Source organism: Pantoea sp. WMus005, assembly GCF_013415305.1.
Classification (GTDB): Bacteria; Pseudomonadota; Gammaproteobacteria; order Enterobacterales; family Enterobacteriaceae; genus Pantoea; species Pantoea rara.
Genome location: NZ_JACBXU010000002.1, coordinates 281,737 through 298,732 on the forward strand (window position 1 = coordinate 281,737; position 16,996 = coordinate 298,732).

Annotated in this window: 7 protein-coding genes and 2 pseudogenes; 4 read left to right on the top strand and 5 right to left on the bottom strand. The window is 55.7% G+C overall.

Going from position 1 to position 16,996, the window contains the following annotated elements; genetic code table 11:
• Positions 1-70 precede the first annotated feature (70 nt).
• From HZZ01_RS11640 to HZZ01_RS11650, 4 genes and pseudogenes are all read right to left on the bottom strand, one after another.
• A complete protein-coding gene (locus tag HZZ01_RS11640; RefSeq protein WP_179897493.1) occupies positions 71-9,940 on the bottom strand; it encodes a BapA/Bap/LapF family large adhesin in 9,870 nt (3,289 codons plus the stop codon).
• A 1,265-nt stretch (positions 9,941-11,205) separates the two neighbouring features.
• Positions 11,206-11,319: pseudogene (locus HZZ01_RS20980) on the bottom strand (hypothetical protein); the annotation flags it as partial.
• Positions 11,320-11,326: 7 nt separating this feature from the next.
• A pseudogene (locus tag HZZ01_RS11645) lies at positions 11,327-11,422 on the bottom strand (transcriptional regulator UhpA); the annotation flags it as partial.
• A gap of 165 nt (positions 11,423-11,587) precedes the next feature.
• Complete coding sequence (locus HZZ01_RS11650; protein WP_179897495.1) at positions 11,588-12,256, bottom strand: YecA family protein; 669 nt, start codon at positions 12,254-12,256, stop codon at positions 11,588-11,590.
• A 241-nt stretch (positions 12,257-12,497) separates the two neighbouring features.
• On the opposite strand from HZZ01_RS11650, the gene HZZ01_RS11655 reads away from it, so the two are divergent.
• From HZZ01_RS11655 to HZZ01_RS11665, 3 genes are all read left to right on the top strand, one after another.
• Positions 12,498-13,751 (top strand): serine hydrolase, encoded by a 1,254-nt coding sequence (locus HZZ01_RS11655; RefSeq protein WP_179897497.1) that lies wholly within the window; start codon positions 12,498-12,500, stop codon positions 13,749-13,751.
• A gap of 132 nt (positions 13,752-13,883) precedes the next feature.
• Positions 13,884-14,399 (top strand): RcnB family protein, encoded by a 516-nt coding sequence (locus tag HZZ01_RS11660; protein ID WP_179897499.1) that lies wholly within the window; start codon positions 13,884-13,886, stop codon positions 14,397-14,399.
• A gap of 137 nt (positions 14,400-14,536) precedes the next feature.
• Complete coding sequence (locus tag HZZ01_RS11665; protein ID WP_255434223.1) at positions 14,537-14,674, top strand: hypothetical protein; 138 nt, start codon at positions 14,537-14,539, stop codon at positions 14,672-14,674.
• Between the two features lie 2 nt (positions 14,675-14,676).
• On the opposite strand, the gene HZZ01_RS11670 is transcribed toward HZZ01_RS11665, so the two are convergent.
• On the bottom strand, positions 14,677-16,125 hold the full coding sequence (locus HZZ01_RS11670; protein ID WP_179897501.1) for a PLP-dependent aminotransferase family protein: 1,449 nt from the start codon (positions 16,123-16,125) through the stop codon (positions 14,677-14,679).
• Between the two features lie 99 nt (positions 16,126-16,224).
• Between HZZ01_RS11670 and HZZ01_RS11675 the strand changes: the two genes are divergently transcribed.
• Positions 16,225-16,938 (top strand): GNAT family N-acetyltransferase, encoded by a 714-nt coding sequence (locus tag HZZ01_RS11675; RefSeq protein ID WP_179897503.1) that lies wholly within the window; start codon positions 16,225-16,227, stop codon positions 16,936-16,938.
• The last annotated feature ends 58 nt before the right edge of the window (positions 16,939-16,996 follow it).

Here is a 16,996-nt window from a genome sequence, read left to right on the forward strand (position 1 = left end):
AGCGGCATGGCGCGCGAGGAAAAAGCAGGCTGGTATAAATAACCCAGCCTGCTTTTAATGCGGATGTTAATTATCCGATGGTGACATCATCTTCGATATATAACTGTACCACGGAGCCATCGGCTGCAGAACTGGTGTAGTGGTTATAGTTAACCCCATTTGCCACTAATCCTTCCGCCTGCTCCCAGTTTCCGTTCAGCGTAACCGTATCGCCATTTTCACCCCGGACATATAACGTATTATTGTTATCCGTTATCTTCAGCAGACTTTCTGCACTGACCACCAGATTGTCTTTTCCGGCATCCGTCATCAGATCGAGGGTTTCGATATTGTTGACCCTGGCGGAGATATCGCTGAGATTCAGCGTACCCGTGCCATGCCAGGCCAGCGTATCGTTGCCCTCTGCACCGTTGATTGAGGTGAAATCTGTGTCATAGACTTCGAAAACATCTCCACCGCGGGTGCCGGTAAAGGTGATTTCACCACCCGCGCTGCCATTGACATCAATCCCCAGATTAAAGCTCAGAGAGGCATTGCTGCCATCTGACAGGGCATAGGTGAAGGTGTCGGTGTTACCACTGTGTGCATTAGCGTCATCCACCACATAGTTGTAGTGACCTGCTTTATCAATAACCAGCGTGCCGTAATTCCCTTTGAAGCTGACTGCGCTGTCGGTGATTGCGGTGGTTTCACCATTCTGGCTCACCGATACCACGCTCAGGTCGTCAGACGCATCCATTAACGAACCGGTCAGATGCTCGGTGACTTCGTTAAAGTGCAGCCCCTGCTGAACATAGAGCTTGATCGCTGCGCCATCGAGCGCCGTGCTGGTGTACAGGGTGTAGGTAATGTTATTCAGCGTTTCCACGCCGTTAACGATCCACACGCCCTGTAATGAAAGGGAGTCATTACTGCCCCCCCTGACATACAGCACGTTATCGGCATCGGTGATTTTCTCAATATCATCGGCACCGATCAGCAGCGCCGTGGCCTGGGTGTTATTCTGCAAGTCGATGATTTCGATATTATGGACTTTGTCCGCAATCTCACTGAGGTTCAGCTCACCTCCACCATTCCAGACCAGCGTATCCTGACCCGACTTACCCTCCACCGACGTGAACTGGGTGTCATGCACGGTGAAGCTGTCATCGCCAACGGTACCGGCAAAGATCAGCGCGCCACCTTCTGCGCCATCCACCGAAACACCCAGCGTGATCACCAGATTTTTGGTCGACCCATCCGCCAGAACATAGGTGAACGCATCTTCACTGCCGGTCAGATTGATCACCGAGCCGCTGTTCAGCGTATAGGTATAACTGCCATCGTTGTGAATAGTCAGGGTGCCGTAGGTGCCCGCAATCGTTGTACCTGCTGCTGCAATCAGCGTGTAGCTTGCTGCACCGGCAACAATGCCTGCCGCGATGGATTTCACCTGCTGGGTGCTGTCTGCCGTGCTGTCGCTGGCGAAGACCGAACCAGACGCGCTTGAGCTGGTGCTGACTTTATAGTCGGTGGTGCTGACGATATTTGCTGTAACTTTGACGCTCAGCGTGTCGTAGTAGTTCTGCCACAACCAGCCTGTAAAGCCAGCCTGAGCACTATCTACAACAACCCGATAAGTGCCTGGCGACTGTCCGTCCAGTGAAACATTCAACGCATTGCTGGACGTTATAAGCTGGCTGCCGCTGGTTACCGTATCCCAGCGCAGCGTTTGGGCGTTATAAACCTGCAACGACCAGTTTACCAAAACGGTGTTAATGGCATTGATCGACGGCCCGGTTACGCTGACGTTAATCTCCTGCAGATCGCTGGCGCTGTTAACCGTGAAGCTCGCACTGGTAAAGCTGCTGGTGGCGGTGTTCATTGTGGTGGTCTGTGCGACCTTGTCGCTGAGCAGAGCAACATCACCCGTCACGTCGGCTGCATTGTGTTCAGGCGCGGTCACCGTGCTGCTCAGCTTCATGTCACTATCAACATAGAGATTCACTGTCTGACCATCATCGGTGGTTCCGACGTAGTGGACATAATCCACATTGTTGACCACTTCCTTGCCTGCAAGCGTCCAGCTACCTGTCAGCGTCAACTGATCGGTGATAGAACCTTTAACAAACAGCGTGTTGTTCGCATCCGTGATATCCGCCACGTTTTGCGCGGTAATAACCACTGTGTTAACTGCGCTGTCATTAACCAGATCAATCTCTTCGATATTGCTGATTTTTGACTGGAGATCGCTTAGTGTCAGCGTGCCCTTACCGCTCCATACCAGCGTATCCAGACCTTCACCACCATCAATGTGGATAAAGCTGGTATCACTTACGTTAAAGATATCGTCGCTTGTCGTACCGGTAACATCCTGCGCAGCGGTAACGGTATACTCCGTTCCATTCTGGCTATCTGTGTAGGTGGTTGACGAGAGACTCAGTCCCTGCTGCACGTAGATTTCGGCCACTGTACCGGCAGCTGTTGTACTGGTGTAATGCGTGTAAGAGATGCTGTCGACGATAACCGTGCCACTGTTGACCCAGGTGCCTTCCAGCGTCACCTTATCGCCAGCGATCCCCTTGATATACAGAGTATTGTTATCATTGGTCACATCCAGCACGCTTTGCGCATCAATCACCACATTATCTGTGCCGGTGGTCGATGTGAGCCTGACTGATTCAATATCATTGACCTTCGCCGCGATGCTGCTCAGTACAAGTTCACCCTTGCCACGCCATGCCAGCGTATCGTTGCCTTTGCCACCCTCTACCGAGGCGAATTGCGTGTCATAGATATCAAAAATATCACCCGCATCCGTGCCGTGGTAGACCAGCGCACCACGGCTGTAGCCATCAACCCCAATGCCCAGATTAATGGTCAGCGTCGCATTGACGACTTCACCATTGGCACCTTTCAGCGCGTAGGTAAACACGTCCTCAGAACCGGTTGGGAGTGTTGCTGTGTCTGGCGTATAGGTGTAGGTGCCGTTGTTATAGATCAACAGCGTGCCGTACTGACCTGCAATGGAAACGCCGCTTTCAGTGACCCAGGTGTAGCTGTCATCAATGACCAGCGAATCGGTGCTGTCACCTGCTTTCGCATATATTCTGGTGTAAATTGAACTCAGCTTGTCCACCGCGCCGTCCGTTCCTTCGTCGGTCAGGACATTACCGCTTGCCACTACATCCGAGATGATCTCGTAATCTGTGGTGCTGATAGCCTGCACCGTCATATCCATTGTCACCGTATTTGTTGGACCGGTGGTTGAAATGGCGACGCGATAAGTGCCTTTGCCCAGATCTGACATGAGCGTTGACATATCGACGTTCTGGATAACTTCTCCATTGTGCGAACCGGCAGCCACCACGGCATTCTGGGTTTTCACCGTTGCCCATGTGCCATCACTGTTTTGCTGTTGTACCGCATAGGTGATGTTTAATGGTGTGGCGAACGTATTGCCAAATATTGACCATTCGGTGCTTAGCGACAGCGAACCGGTGACCATATCGTCAACACCCGTCAGCGAGAAGGTCGAAGTAACGTTCCCGTCTGCAACCAGTTTAACGCCACTATTTGTGGCGCTGGATGATTCATAGGTCACGGTTACGCGGGCATCGGCTTCATTACTGGAAGCAATGTCGGTTAAGGCCGCTGCTGCAGGATTAGTCGCATCCCAGCTCAGCTTCAGGGCATCATTGGTGGTACCAATTTGCACATAAATCCGGGCTGATGAGCTTTGACTGGTGCCGGAATCGGTAAGGGTATAGGTAAAGGTATCAACCTTACCGATGCTGTCCATAGATGAAACCGGTGTGTAGGAATAGCTGCCATCAGAATTAATGACCAGCGTGCCATATTGACCTGCCAGGGTTGCCGTTTTCGTCGTGGCATCCAGTGTGGCAGAGGTAACTTTGCCATCACTGTCAGTCACGCTTACCGCACTCACCGAGGTGAGGGCACTGTGCGGAATACCATCTGAGCCGTAGACACTGTCAACATCTGATATGACGTTACCGGTTGCCGTTGTGTAGTCCGTTGGTGTGCCCTGTTCCGCGATGGTATAAAGGGTTTTAGAGGCTTTCAGGTCAAAACTCGCGCCGAGGTTAACGCCAGCGGTGGTGTAAACCAGCTGGTATTGTCCCGCAGTCAAACCGGTCAGCGTGATAGTTGAGGTTGTGGCACCCAGACCAAATATGCCAAACAGGTTACTGGTGTCATCCTGAGAAACCGTCACCCATGCGCCAGTCGACGAATCATACTTCTGCAACACCAGCGTTGCGTTGCTGGCCACATTGACAAATGCGGAAGAGGTGGCGGTGACATTCAGATCCATAATCGAGCCATCCGGCACGATAATAATCTCACTGGGAATTCTGCTGCCCAAAGAAAAAAAGCCACCATCGCTCAATACCGTGCCCAGGTCTTCCGCCACATCAACCGGATAGGCGAAGCCGATTGCGGCACCAGAGCTGACATTATCGGATGCGTTCAGGCTGAGAGCCTGAACGGTCAGGTCCATTACCGCAGAAGGATCGCTGCTGTTACCCGCGGCATCCGTTACTGTAAAGGTCAGCTCATGGCTACCATCATACAAGCCGTCATCAGCCGCAAAACTCCAGCTACCATCCTTCGCTACTGTGGTTTTGCCCACAATCACGTCTTTGTCGTACAGCGTTACGGTAGCAGCAGGTTCAAGATCACTGCCGCTAAAAGTGAGCTTGCTGTCCTTCTGCGTATCTGTCGCCTTGACAACAGTACCGACTTCATCGGTGATCACCACTGAAGTGGTATTTACTCCTTCAGGCGCAACGGAGTCTACGACATACTTAACCGCTTCAGATTGCCCGCTGCGATTGCCTGCTGCATCTACAGCTTCAAATGTGAAGCTGTGCTCGCCCTCTCCCAGTGCTTCAGACGGTGTAAAGGACCCACTCCCGTCACTTTTCACCAGGGTTTCATCCAGTATGGTGCCATTATCGCGAATGATAAGAGTGGTGCCAGCTTCCAGCCCTGATGCGGTGAAAGTTGGTGTAGTCTCGTGAGTCAGGCTGCCCGCGACTAAAACGGCACCTGTGTCATCAGTTACGACAATACTGGCTGTATCGGGCATATCAGGTGCAATAGTGTCGACGACAACTTTAATGGTGTCGCTGCTGCTAATGCCTGCAGGATCCGTTACGGTCACGATTAATGCATGATCACCTTCTGCAAGTGCTGTCTCTGGGGTAAAGCTCCAGCTGCCATCGTCAGCAACCACGACACTCCCCAGCATGGTTTCACCATCGGTGATGGAGACCGTAGCACCTGGCGTCTGGTCTGTGCCGCTGAAAGTCGGTGTGCTGTCGTTAATGGCATCACCAGCCGAAATCACATTGCCTGCATCGTCGGTAATCACAACACCGGTGTTAATACCTTTGGTGGCAGAGATTGAGAGATCCAGTGCCTCAGACATGCCGCTGCTGTTGCCGATTGCATCGGTTACTTCAAACGTAAAGTGATGATCGCCATCGTCGAGTGCGGTTGATGGCGTAAATGACCAACTGCCATCCTCATTCACCGTTGTTTCGCCCAGTACAGTTTCACCGTCGCGAACAATAACGGTGGCTCCAGCTTCAAGATCTTTGCCATTGAAGGTCGGCATATTTTCAGAGGTAACATCCGCAGCGGTCATCGCATTGCCATCGTCATCGGCCAGCGTCACCGTAGTGATATCAACCCCATCTGGCGGGGTGGTATCAATCGTGACGTTGAAGATGCCGTCAACACTCACACCTTCTGAATCGGTAACGGTGACCTTGATAGCGTGCGCACCTTCAGCCAGTGGGTTTTCCGGCGTGAAGGTCCAGCTTCCATCTTCACCCACTGTCACCGTGATCAGCGTCGTTTCGCCATCAGCGATGGCGATATTGGTTCCCGGTTCGAAGTTTTTACCGTTGAAGGTTGGGGTGCTGTCACTAACAGTGTCGCCATCCAGAATAGCGATACCCTTATCATCAACAAGTTCGATCGACGGCGCGGTTTCTACCACGACATGAATGGTGTCATTAACCTGGTTACCGCTGGCGTCGGTGCCGTCGATGACCAGGGCGTGCTCGCCGTCGGCCAGCGGGTTTTCCGGCGTGAAGGTCCAGCTGCCGTCCTTGCCCACGGTGGCGGTGCCCAGTTCGGTGTCGCCGTCGGTGATCACCACGGTGGAGCCGGGCTGCATGCCGCCGCCGCCGATAGTCGGGGTGCTGTCGCTGGTGGTTGCGCCGTCGGCGACCGGATTGCCGGCGTCGTCGGTCAGTGCAGGCGTCGTGGCACTGGTGTCGACGGTGATATTCACGCTGTCATTCACCTGATTGCCATTGGCGTCGGTGCCGTTAACCACGAGGGCGTGGTCGCCGTCGGCCAGCGGGGCGTCCGGCGTGAAGCTCCAGCTGCCGTCCTTGCCCACGGTGGCGGTGCCGAGATCGGTCTTGCCGTCTGAGACGGAGACGGTGGAGCCGGGCTGCATGCCGCCGCCGCTGAGGGTCGGTGTGGTGTCGCTGGTGCGGCTGCCGTCGGCGACCGGCTTGCCGGCGTCGTCGGTGAGGCCCGGCACGGTGGCGCTGGTGTCGACAGTGACGTTCACGGTGTCATTCACCTGATTGCCATTGGCGTCGGTGCCGTTAACCACGAGGGCGTGGTCGCCGTCGGCCAGCGGGGCGTCCGGCGTGAAGGTCCAGCTGCCGTCCTCGTCCACGGTGGCGGTGCCGAGCTCGGTGTCGCCGTCGTTGATCACCACGGTGGAGCCGGGCTGCATGCCGTCACCGCCGATAGTCGGGGTGGTGTCGCTGGTGGTCGCGCCGTCGGCGACCGCCTTGCCGGCGTCGTCGGTGAGACCCGGCACGGTGGCGCTGGTGTCGACGGTGACGTTTATGGCGCTGCTGCTGGCATTGCCGTTTTCGTCGGTGCCGCTGATGACCAGGGCGTGCTTGCCGTCGGCCAGCGGGGCGTCCGGCGTGAAGGTCCAGCTGCCGTCCTTGTCGACGGTGGCGGTGCCAAGTTCGGTCTTGCCGTCAGAGACGGTAACGGTGGAGCCGGGCTGCATACCGCCGCCATTGAACGTCGGAGTGCTGTCGCTGGTGGTTGCGCCGTCGGCAACCGCCTTACCGGCGTCGTCAGTGAGGCCAGGCACGGTGCCGCTGGTGTCGACGGTGACGTTTATGTTGCTGCTGGCGGCGTTGCCATCTGCACTCGTGCCGTTAACGACCAGGGTGTGATCGCCGTCGGCCAGCGGGGCGTCTGGCGTGAAGGTCCAGTTGCCGTCGTTATCGACGGTGGTGGTGCCGAGCTGCGTGTCGCCGTCTGAGACGATGACGGTGGAGCCGGGCTGCATGCCGCCGCCGCCGATAGTCGGGGTGGTGTCGCTGGTGCTGCTGCCGTCGGCGACCGGCTTACCGGCGTTGTCGGTGAGGCCCGGCGCGGTGGCACTGGTATCGACGTCAACGTTCACCGTGTTGCTGCTGGCGTTGCCGTTCGCGTCGGTGCCGTCAACCACCAGCGCGTGGTCGCCGTCGGCCAGCGGTGTTTGCGGCGTGAAGGTCCAGCCGCCGTCCTCGCCCACGGTGGCGGTGCCGAGTTCAATGTCGCCGTCGGTGATCACCACGCTGGAGCCGGGCTGCAAGCCGCCGCCGCCAATAGTCGGGGTGGTGTCGCTGGTGGTCGTGCCGTCGGCCACCGGCTTGCCGGCGTCGTCGGTCACTGCAGGAGTCGTGGCGCTGGTGTCGACAGTGACGTTCACGCTGTCATTTACCGCGTTGCCGTGCACGTCAGTGCCATCGATTACGATTGCGTGGTCGCCGTCGGCCAGCGGGGCGTCGGGCGTATAGGTCCAGCTACCGTCCTCGTCCACGGTGGCGGTGCCGAGCTCGGTCTTGCCGTCGGAGACGGTAACGGTGGAGCCGGGCTGCATGCCGTCACCACCGATAGTCGGGGTGGTATCGCTGGTGGTCACGCCGTCGGCGATCGGCTTGCCGGTGTCATCGGTCAGCCCCGGGACGGTAGCGCTGGTGTCGACGGTAACGTTCACGGTGTCGTTCATCGCGTTGCCGTGCACGTCGGTGCCGTCAACCACCAGCGCGTGCTCGCCGTCATCCAGCGGGGCGTCGGGGGTAAAGGCCCAGCTGCCGTCCTCGCCCGCCGTGGTTTCACCAATTATGGTCTCGCCATCTTTAATGATTACGGTGGAGCCGGGCTGCATGCCGCCGCCATTGATCGTCGGGGTGGTGTCGCTGGTTGCGGTGCCGTCGGCGACCGGCTTACCGGCGTCGTCGGTCAGGCCGGGCGTAGTGGCGCTGGTGTCGACGGTGACGTCGACGGTGCTGCTGCTGGCGTTACCGTGCGCGTCGGTGCCGTCAACCACCAGCGCGTGCTCGCCGTCATCCAGCGGGGCATCGGGGGTAAAGGCCCAGCTGCCGTCCTCGCCCACGGTGGCGGTGCCGAGTTCGGTGTCGCCGTCGGTGATTACCACGGTGGAGCCGGGCTGCATGCCGCCGCCATTGATCGTCGGGGTAGTGTCGCTGGTCGCGGTGCCGTCGGCGACCGGCTTACCGGCGTCGTCGGTCAGGCCGGGCGTAGTGGCGCTGGTGTCAACGGTGACGTCGACGGTGCTGCTGCTGGCGTTGCCGTGCGCGTCGGTGCCGTCGATCACGAGGGCGTGCTCGCCGTCGGTCAGCGGGGCGTCGGGGGTAAAGGCCCAGCTGCCGTCCTCGCCGACGGTGGCGGTGCCGAGTTCAGTGTCGCCGTCGGTGATCACCACGGTGGAGCCGGGCTGCATGCCGCCGCCATTGATCGTCGGGGTGGTGTCGCTGGTCGCGGTGCCGTCGTCGACCGGGATACCGGCGTCGTCGGTCAGGCCGGGCGTCGTGGCGCTGGTGTCGACGGTGACGTCGACGGTGCTGCTGCTGGCGTTACCGTGCGCGTCGGTGCCGTCAACCACCAGCGCGTGCTCGCCGTCAGCCAGCGGCGCGTCGGGGGTGAAGGTCCAGCTGCCGTCCTCGCCCACGGTGGCGGTGCCGAGCTCGGTGTCGCCGTCGGTGATCACCACGGTGGAGCCGGGCTGCATGCCGCCGCCGCCGATAGTCGGGGTGGTGTCGCTGGTCGCGGTGCCGTCGGCGACCGGGTTACCGGCATCGTCGGTCAGGCCGGGCGTAGTGGCGCTGGTGTCAACGGTGACGTCGACGGTGCTGCTGCTGGCGTTGCCGTTTGCGTCGGTGCCGTCGATCACGAGCGCGTGCTCGCCGTCATCCAGCGGCGCGTCGGGGGTAAAGGTCCAGCTGCCGTCCGCACCCGCCGTGGTTTCACCAATTATGGTCTGACCATCTTTAATGATTACGGTGGAGCCGGGCTGCATGCCGCCGCCGCTGAGGGTCGGGGTGCTGTCGCTGGTGCTGCTGCCATTGGCAACCGCATTACCGGCATCGTCGATAAGCGTTGGTGTCGTGCCAGGCACCTCGCTGGCACCAGAGCTGTTATCCCTTGAGGAGGAACCACCGCCGCCAGAGTTTGATGCTGCAGCCACACCAATGATTGCCGCCAGACCCCCTAAAACACCACCCGCCACATACACATCGTCGGCAAACAGGGGATCCGAAGTCGCCGTGACCAGTTCATATACGCTATTAGCTGCATCATAGTTATACGCATAGGCCACACCATCCGGGCCAGAGGCGGTCATGACGGGCAGATCTTCTGCGCTAACGTTTTGCAGGACGATGTCATACTGCTCACCCGTTACATCATCTATGAGCTTAAATTTCATCTGGCCGTTAGCTTTTGACGCAACGATCTTCTGCGGAGGCTGCCCATCAACGCTGTGAACTTCATAGGACGCAGCCTGAGGTATGGACTCCAGTGCCAGCGACTGTCCGGGTTGTAAAGCATGCTTAGCAATCACATTGCCATTACTGTCTTTAATAATTAATTGAATTTTCATTTTTTACCCATAGATGCTGAAATCAACTGAGCGATTAATTAATCACCAGGAAATACTGTGTTATTTAAAAAAGTAGAGTCAGAACAATTAATTAACCTCCATGTAGTCGTTAATAATGGTCGCGTGCTGTGGCGCCATAAAAAGGCTAGAAAGCATTTTTTAGTTTTTAATAAATGGTGCGATTTGATAATGCATATTGATATTTCTGAAAACTTTCCCTACAGCCCAGCGATAAAGTGAGCGTTGTTTTTCAGATCAGGTTTCATCCTGTTTCATCACTGAGGCGCTTATCCTGAAAGTTTCTTCGGCGCGCCTGTTACTCTCAGAGAGATTTTTGCCAACTGAGTGCCATTAGCGGGTAATAATACTATTCTGTATGACGTAAAAACCTTTGTTTATTATCTGAAGAACAGCAGTAAAGTTCGTCAGTTAATTATTCGGCTAGTTGAATCTGCATTCTTACAAATAAAATAATAAAATGGAATGCATAGGGGCGGGTCAGAATAAAGCACTGATAAATAGCGATTATAAGCAGTAATTTCTGTTTTCTGTTGATAATTAATGATTTTGTAGTGAAAAGTACCAGTTATCACCTGATCTATGATTTTTGTCGTTTTTTTACCTTAGCGAATTGTAAATATGGGTAAGTCGTCTTTTATTTGCCATTCACAAAGGTTTCAAAAATAATTAATAAAAAATCCAATTAAAAACAGTCGGTTGAGGTTTTTTTTGTGATTTATGGCGAGCATGTTGTTAAATGAAAGGTGTTTTCTAAGTTCTGTATTTAATGAATTTTAAACTTTATGGAAATCAGCGTTCTCATATGGAAATAAATAGTGTGAAGGTAGTTTTATCAAAAAATGCAATGCCAAGGATGTCAGGGCGCGACAGCGCAATGAAATTAACATTTAAGAATCTATGTTAAGGTTATCTGAATTTTTAAAAAATCTGACTAAAAGGGAGTAAATATTTTCAGGTAGGAAGCACATAAGCATAGTTATGCTTACATCTTCTTTTTCGGTTTTATGGGATTATGACCCAGGATGATCATTCCCCTTATTCCCGGCTGAACAGTCTAACCTTCCTCAGCGGCCGTGCAGGTTATCAGATAGCACGGAATGCTGGCCTATCTTCCTGAAACCAGCAGTCGATGTTGACTCTAATGACTATTTCGGCAGAACGTGGACTCAAAAAGGAATAGGAAGATGGGCACTCTCTTCATTTTTGCAAAAAAAGCCCGACATGTGCCAGGCCAGCCTTCATCTTCATGCCATCTTTAAGCGCTGTAGTCGTTTCTCGCGGCAAATCTTGCGCTCTTCCATTACGGTAACCAGCGCCATCAGGCAGATACAGGCGATAGCGGCGGCCTCCGATGCGGCTGCGTTAATCCGCCTGGACCTGGAAATCAGATTCCAGGCCCAGCAACGGATCAAAGCCGGAGCGGACGATAAGGTGATCGTCAATCAGCGCAATGGTGCTCATGTTTATTCCTGACGGGTAAAATCGCGCTTACCTTAGCGATAAGCGTGAAGCTGTTCAGGTCGTGAGCAGTTTGAAGGGGCTGGATGTGGGCGGACGCGGGTACATCAACGTCGAGGCCTGCCGGGCACGCTTTACGCCCGGCAGTTCCTGAGACTGAGCATCAGATTAATGCAGGCAGCACTGCTTATATTTTTTGCCGCTGCCGCACGGGCAGGGGTCGTTGCGGCCGGGCAGTTTATCTACCGCGACAGGCTTCTGTGGCACGGGGATGGCTTCTGGCTGGGAGATCCAGTGATCGTGCAGCGCCAGTGCAGCAGGGCGGATCGCCTCAATGCTGGCTTCCATTTCGTCTGGCGTCATAGCGTCGATCTTTTCGAGGTTCTCTTCCACGCCATGCAGAGCGATAGCGTCCAGCGCAGGCTGTAGATCCGCAGGCAGAGCAGACCAGTCGGTCAGCGCAACACCGCGCATGTAGCCGAAACACCACTCTTCCACCACGGTAAATTCCAGACCTTCCATTTCGCGGATGCCAAACAGCGGTTCGAACTGCTCAGGAAATTCAGATAAGCGGTCAGCCACATCATTCATATGCTGAAAGCAGAGCGACATAAAGCGCGTCATTTCACGCTCGTTGCTCCATTTTGGAATCTGCTTCTCGCCACCCCACAGAGCCACAAGCCACTGGCTGGGCTCGACGGTGATGGGGCCGGAGAGAACGGCCGTCAGCAGACCATCCAGCTCGGAGACATCAATAATCGACGCTTCGCTGCCATATTTTTCCAGCATATCTTCCAGCCATTGCAGCTCTTTTTCGGACAGTGGGCCTTCTTTCATGCGGTTGCCTCCCGGGCATGTCAAAATTTCAGCGCGGCGTTGAGCCTCAAAACCGCAGCAGTGTACACCCTTGCGGGCCGCAACACAGCTCCCCATCTTCGGGCTTCCCGCAGGGGTTAAACCGCGTTTAACCCCGCTTTGACGCCGTTATGTATGCGATTGCCCACAGCACTTTATGGTACATTTTTGCGCTATAGCGGGGCTGCTGCGTGTTAAATGAAATTAACTTAATGATTAGTTTATGAAAAATGGATTTACTGGCAGCCGGGCTATTGCTGTATACCTTGCGCGGCTTGCCCATACCGGCCATATAATCGGCAGATTAATAATGCGTTTCCTGCCCGCCGGAATCTTCCTGCTGGCGGGTTGCGGAAACCTGTCGCAAACCTCCGCGCCAGTGGGCGACCGCGTTTATCTGACGCACGCCACGTTTCACGAAAATGTCGATGACATCGTACAGCACTACATGCAGCAAAAGCAGGTTCCTGGCATCAGTATTGCCGTTATTCATCGTGGCGGCCCGACCCGCTATTATCCTTTCGGCGTCACTGATCGGGCGCATCGCTATCCGATCACGCCCGATACCCTGTTTGCGCTGGGCTCACTGAGTAAAGGCGTGACAGCAGAAGTGATTATCCAGCTGGTGGAGCAGGGTAAGCTGCGCTGGAGCGATACCCTGGCGGATCTACTGCCAGCGGACGTTCGCCTCAGCGCCGATGCGCGGCGTATCACACTGCTGCAACTTGTGACGCACACCTCCGGTCTGCCGCGTCAGGATATGGATTTGCCGATGCTGCTGCAGTTCGTTCGTTATCTGGATACGGGCGAAAACTTTTATGGCAATCTCGACAGCGACAAACTGCTGAGTTATCTGGCGGATTTTTCAGCACCTCCGGAACGCATGCCACACTATTCAAACCTCGGCTATGCGCTGCTCGGTTTTATTGTGCGCACCCGTTTTCATCAGGACATTCAGACGCTCGCGTCTACGCTGATCTTCACGCCGTTAAAAATGAACCAGAGCAGCTTTGAACCGGAAACGCTGGCGGGCTTTCCGCTACGTGCGCTGGGCCACGCAGGCGATCAGCCGAAATTTATCCCCCGTGGCGCGCTCACGCCGGACTGGCATTTTCACGGCAACATGGTGGCTGCAGCCAGTCTTTACAGTAATGCGCGCGATCTGAGTGCTTACCTGCGTGCGCACCTCAATGCCACCGGGAATACGATGCAGGACAGGGCTTTTGCGGCGGTGAACCAGCCGTGGTATCAGCAGGGTGCGCAGGCGCAGAATATCGCCTGGGTCACCGACACCATTGAAGGACAGCAGATCACTTATCAGGTGGGCTATATTGGCGGCTATGCCAGTTTTATCGGCTACGATAAACGTAACGGCAATGCGATTGTGGTGCTGCAGAACGGCTTTAACTGGAGCAACTATTTAGGCATTGCGTTGTTGGTCGATCTGGCAACTCAGGATAAAGTGGTCCCACAGTGATCCGTTACCTGAGCTGTGTGCAGTAAAATGAATAGCGCTGTTCTTCCTTACACATAGCGTCAGCGCACCGGAACTGAAGTGCGATAAAAATTGTCTTTAGCCTGACTGTCAAAATTCAACGTGGAAATCATTATGCGCAGGACTCAACGTGTACTTTTATCAATGGGATTACTGGTTGGCTCGCTGAGCCTGATCCCCGGTGTACAGGCTGCTGGCGAAGCAACGGATACCGTTCCGCCACCGCCGCAGATCCAACCCGCTAATCCTGGTGCCCAGCCCGCTACGCCGGATACGGGCAGCGTTCAGCCGGATGCCGGTGCCGCGCAAAACCCGCCACAGACCAGTTCACAATCCAATGATGGCATTACGCCGACGACGCCTACCACGCCTTCAGCGGCTAACGGTGCGCGCCCTAATTACGATCTCAGCACTATTATCATCGACTACAAACAGTACAACATCGGTGACATCGTGCCAGAGAAGTACACCGATAAAACCTTCACCATCACGGAGTGGCAAAAGCGTAATCTGCCCGCGCCGCAGGAAAATACCCACTGGGCCTATATCAACGCTAACTATATTCTTATTACCAATGACACCGGCAAAATCGTCATGGGTAAATCGGGCGATATTTTCTTCCGTGGCTAGATAAAATCAGCCGGTCGCGACGACCGGCTTTTTTTAGCTGAAACGCTCCGCATTAAAGCTTGCCAGCATTGGATGCTTCTCACCGCTTACGATCTCTTCCGCCAGTAACTCCCCGACAATCAGCGCCAGCGTATGAGATGGGCCGTGAAGCGGCACGACGGCCGATTGCGGAAATACGCGGCGAAGCCGTCAGGCCGATGCCGCGCTTTGATGCCCGTCTGATGATCCGCCAGTTCATTGCCGCACCGGCCAGCCTTATCACCGAAAAATGTTAGCGTTAACCGGGCCAGCCGAGTAACCGACTTAGCTGGCGCGTAGCTGCCGTAATTTGCGTGTCGCTGCAGTTACCATATCCAATAACCAGACCCTGCTGCACCGGTTCAGCCAGATAGAAGGTCGAAAGGGCACCGGGCGCATAGCCCGCCTGATGCAGTTTGCCGGCTATGGCGACGTCACTCCGATGAGGCGCGAGTGGCAGCACCAGATGCATACCGCTGTCACCGCCCAGCAGGGGAATCGCCTGACCCGCAGCCCGCTGCAGTTCGGTACGCAGCAATGCCTGACGCTGTCGATAGAGGCGACGCATTTTGCCCAGATGGCGTTGATAATCCCCATTGAGAATAAAACGGGTCAGTGCCTGCTGCTCCAGACGATTACCGCCGCGCAATAGCTGATGGAGGGCCGGTCGCAGCCGGCTGACCAGCGGTGCGGGCAGTACCATAAAACCGATACGCAGCGCAGGGAACAGTGTCTTGCTGAACGATCCGAGATAGATAACCGGGGCATTATCGGTCATGCCCTGCATCGCCGTGATGGGTTCGCCGTGATAATGGAAGTCCCCATCATAATCATCTTCAATAATCCACGCCTGATGCTGTTGCGCAGCAGCAATCAGCGCCAGACGACGGGACGCGCTCATCACTGCTCCGGTGGGATATTGATGGGTAGGTGTCGTATAAATCAGACGGGGCGAAGCCTGTTTCCAGTTTTCTGGCTCGGGGGCCATTCCCTGGTCATCGATGGAGATCGGGACAACGTTAAGCTCCCCGGCCTGCAGAGCCGCTTTGGCACCGCGATAGCCCGGATCTTCAATCCAGCCATGGTCGCCAGGATTGCTCAGCAGGGCGACGCACAGCGCAAGCGCCTGCTGCACACCTTCGGTAATCACAATCTGTCCGGCATCACAACGTACACCGCGCGTGAGACGCAACTGCTGCGCCAGTACGGTGCGCAGCTCGGGATCGCCGAAGGGGTCGCCATAGCCGAGTAGCTGCGGTGGCGTGTGACTCATTATCTGATTCAGTGCCCGGCGCCATGCAGCCAGCGGGAAATGGGCCAGGGCGGGTATACCGGGGCGCAGGGGCAATGCGCCGCTGTGAATTTCCTGACTGTGGTGAAAGAAATCAATCCGTTTTGCCAGCGGCCAGCTGGCTAACGTGTCGTCATCCGCCTGGGCGACAGGTAAAGCCAGGGGGCTGATGCGGCTGCCTTGCCGATCGCTCATCAGATAGCCCTCCGCCTGTAGCTGTGTCCAGACGTTAAGCACCGTATTACGTGAAACCTTTAACTCAGTGGCCAGCTGACGTGTGGAAGGTAACCCTGTTCCTGCAGCAAGCTGACCCTGCAAAATGCCCTGCTTTATCCGCTGATAAAGTTGCTGCTGCAACGTAGTCCCGGCTGCTGGCATCAGTGGCGCCAGCAGCAAGTCAGGGATCTCTGGCTTCATGACCTGCTCCGTGGATCTATCATTTTTCCTGATTGTGGTACTTTTTAACCCACCATGATAGTGGCAATCTGCAGATATCAACTGTAGTCGGGAGGCAGCATGTCACAACACACCAATCAATATGGTCAGCCGGTCGGTCAGCCTTTACCAGACTGGCAATCCCGTCCTTTACCGCAGCATCAGATTTTTACCGGCGCGGCGTGCCAGCTGGAGCCCTTTAACGTGGATCGGCATAGTGATGCACTGTTTGAGGCCTGGTCGCTGGCTGAAGATGAGCGTGGCTGGACTTATTTGCCTGTGGGGCCGTTTACCGGGCACAAAGCGTGGCGGGACCATACTGCACAACTTGAAGCCAGTCGCGACCCGCTGCATTTCGCTGTGATTGATCTCGCCAGCAGCCAGGCGGTGGGAAGCCTGTCGTTAATGCGCATCCAGCCTGAACATGGCGTGATGGAGGTCGGGCATGTCGCTTTCTCACCCCGACTGAAGCAGACCCGCATGGCAACGGAAGCTCACTTTTTGCTGATGCGTTATGCCTTTGAGACGCTGGGTTATCGCCGCTATGAATGGAAATGCGATAGCTGCAATGCCCCTTCACGTCAGGCGGCAGCACGGCTTGGCTTCCGTTATGAAGGCGAGTTCCGCCAGGCGATCGTCTACAAAGGGCGTTCGCGTGACACCAGCTGGTTCTCGATTATTGACAGCGAATGGCCACAGGTGAAAAAGGGCCTGCAGCGCTGGCTGGCGGAGGATAACTTTACTGCCGATGGCCAGCAGCGCGAGAAGCTGGCGTCGCTGCGCGACAGACCGTGAACAGATGCTGACCTGAGTCAATCGGAAGTTTGTCAGGCGAGGCGCCTCTGCAGTCATG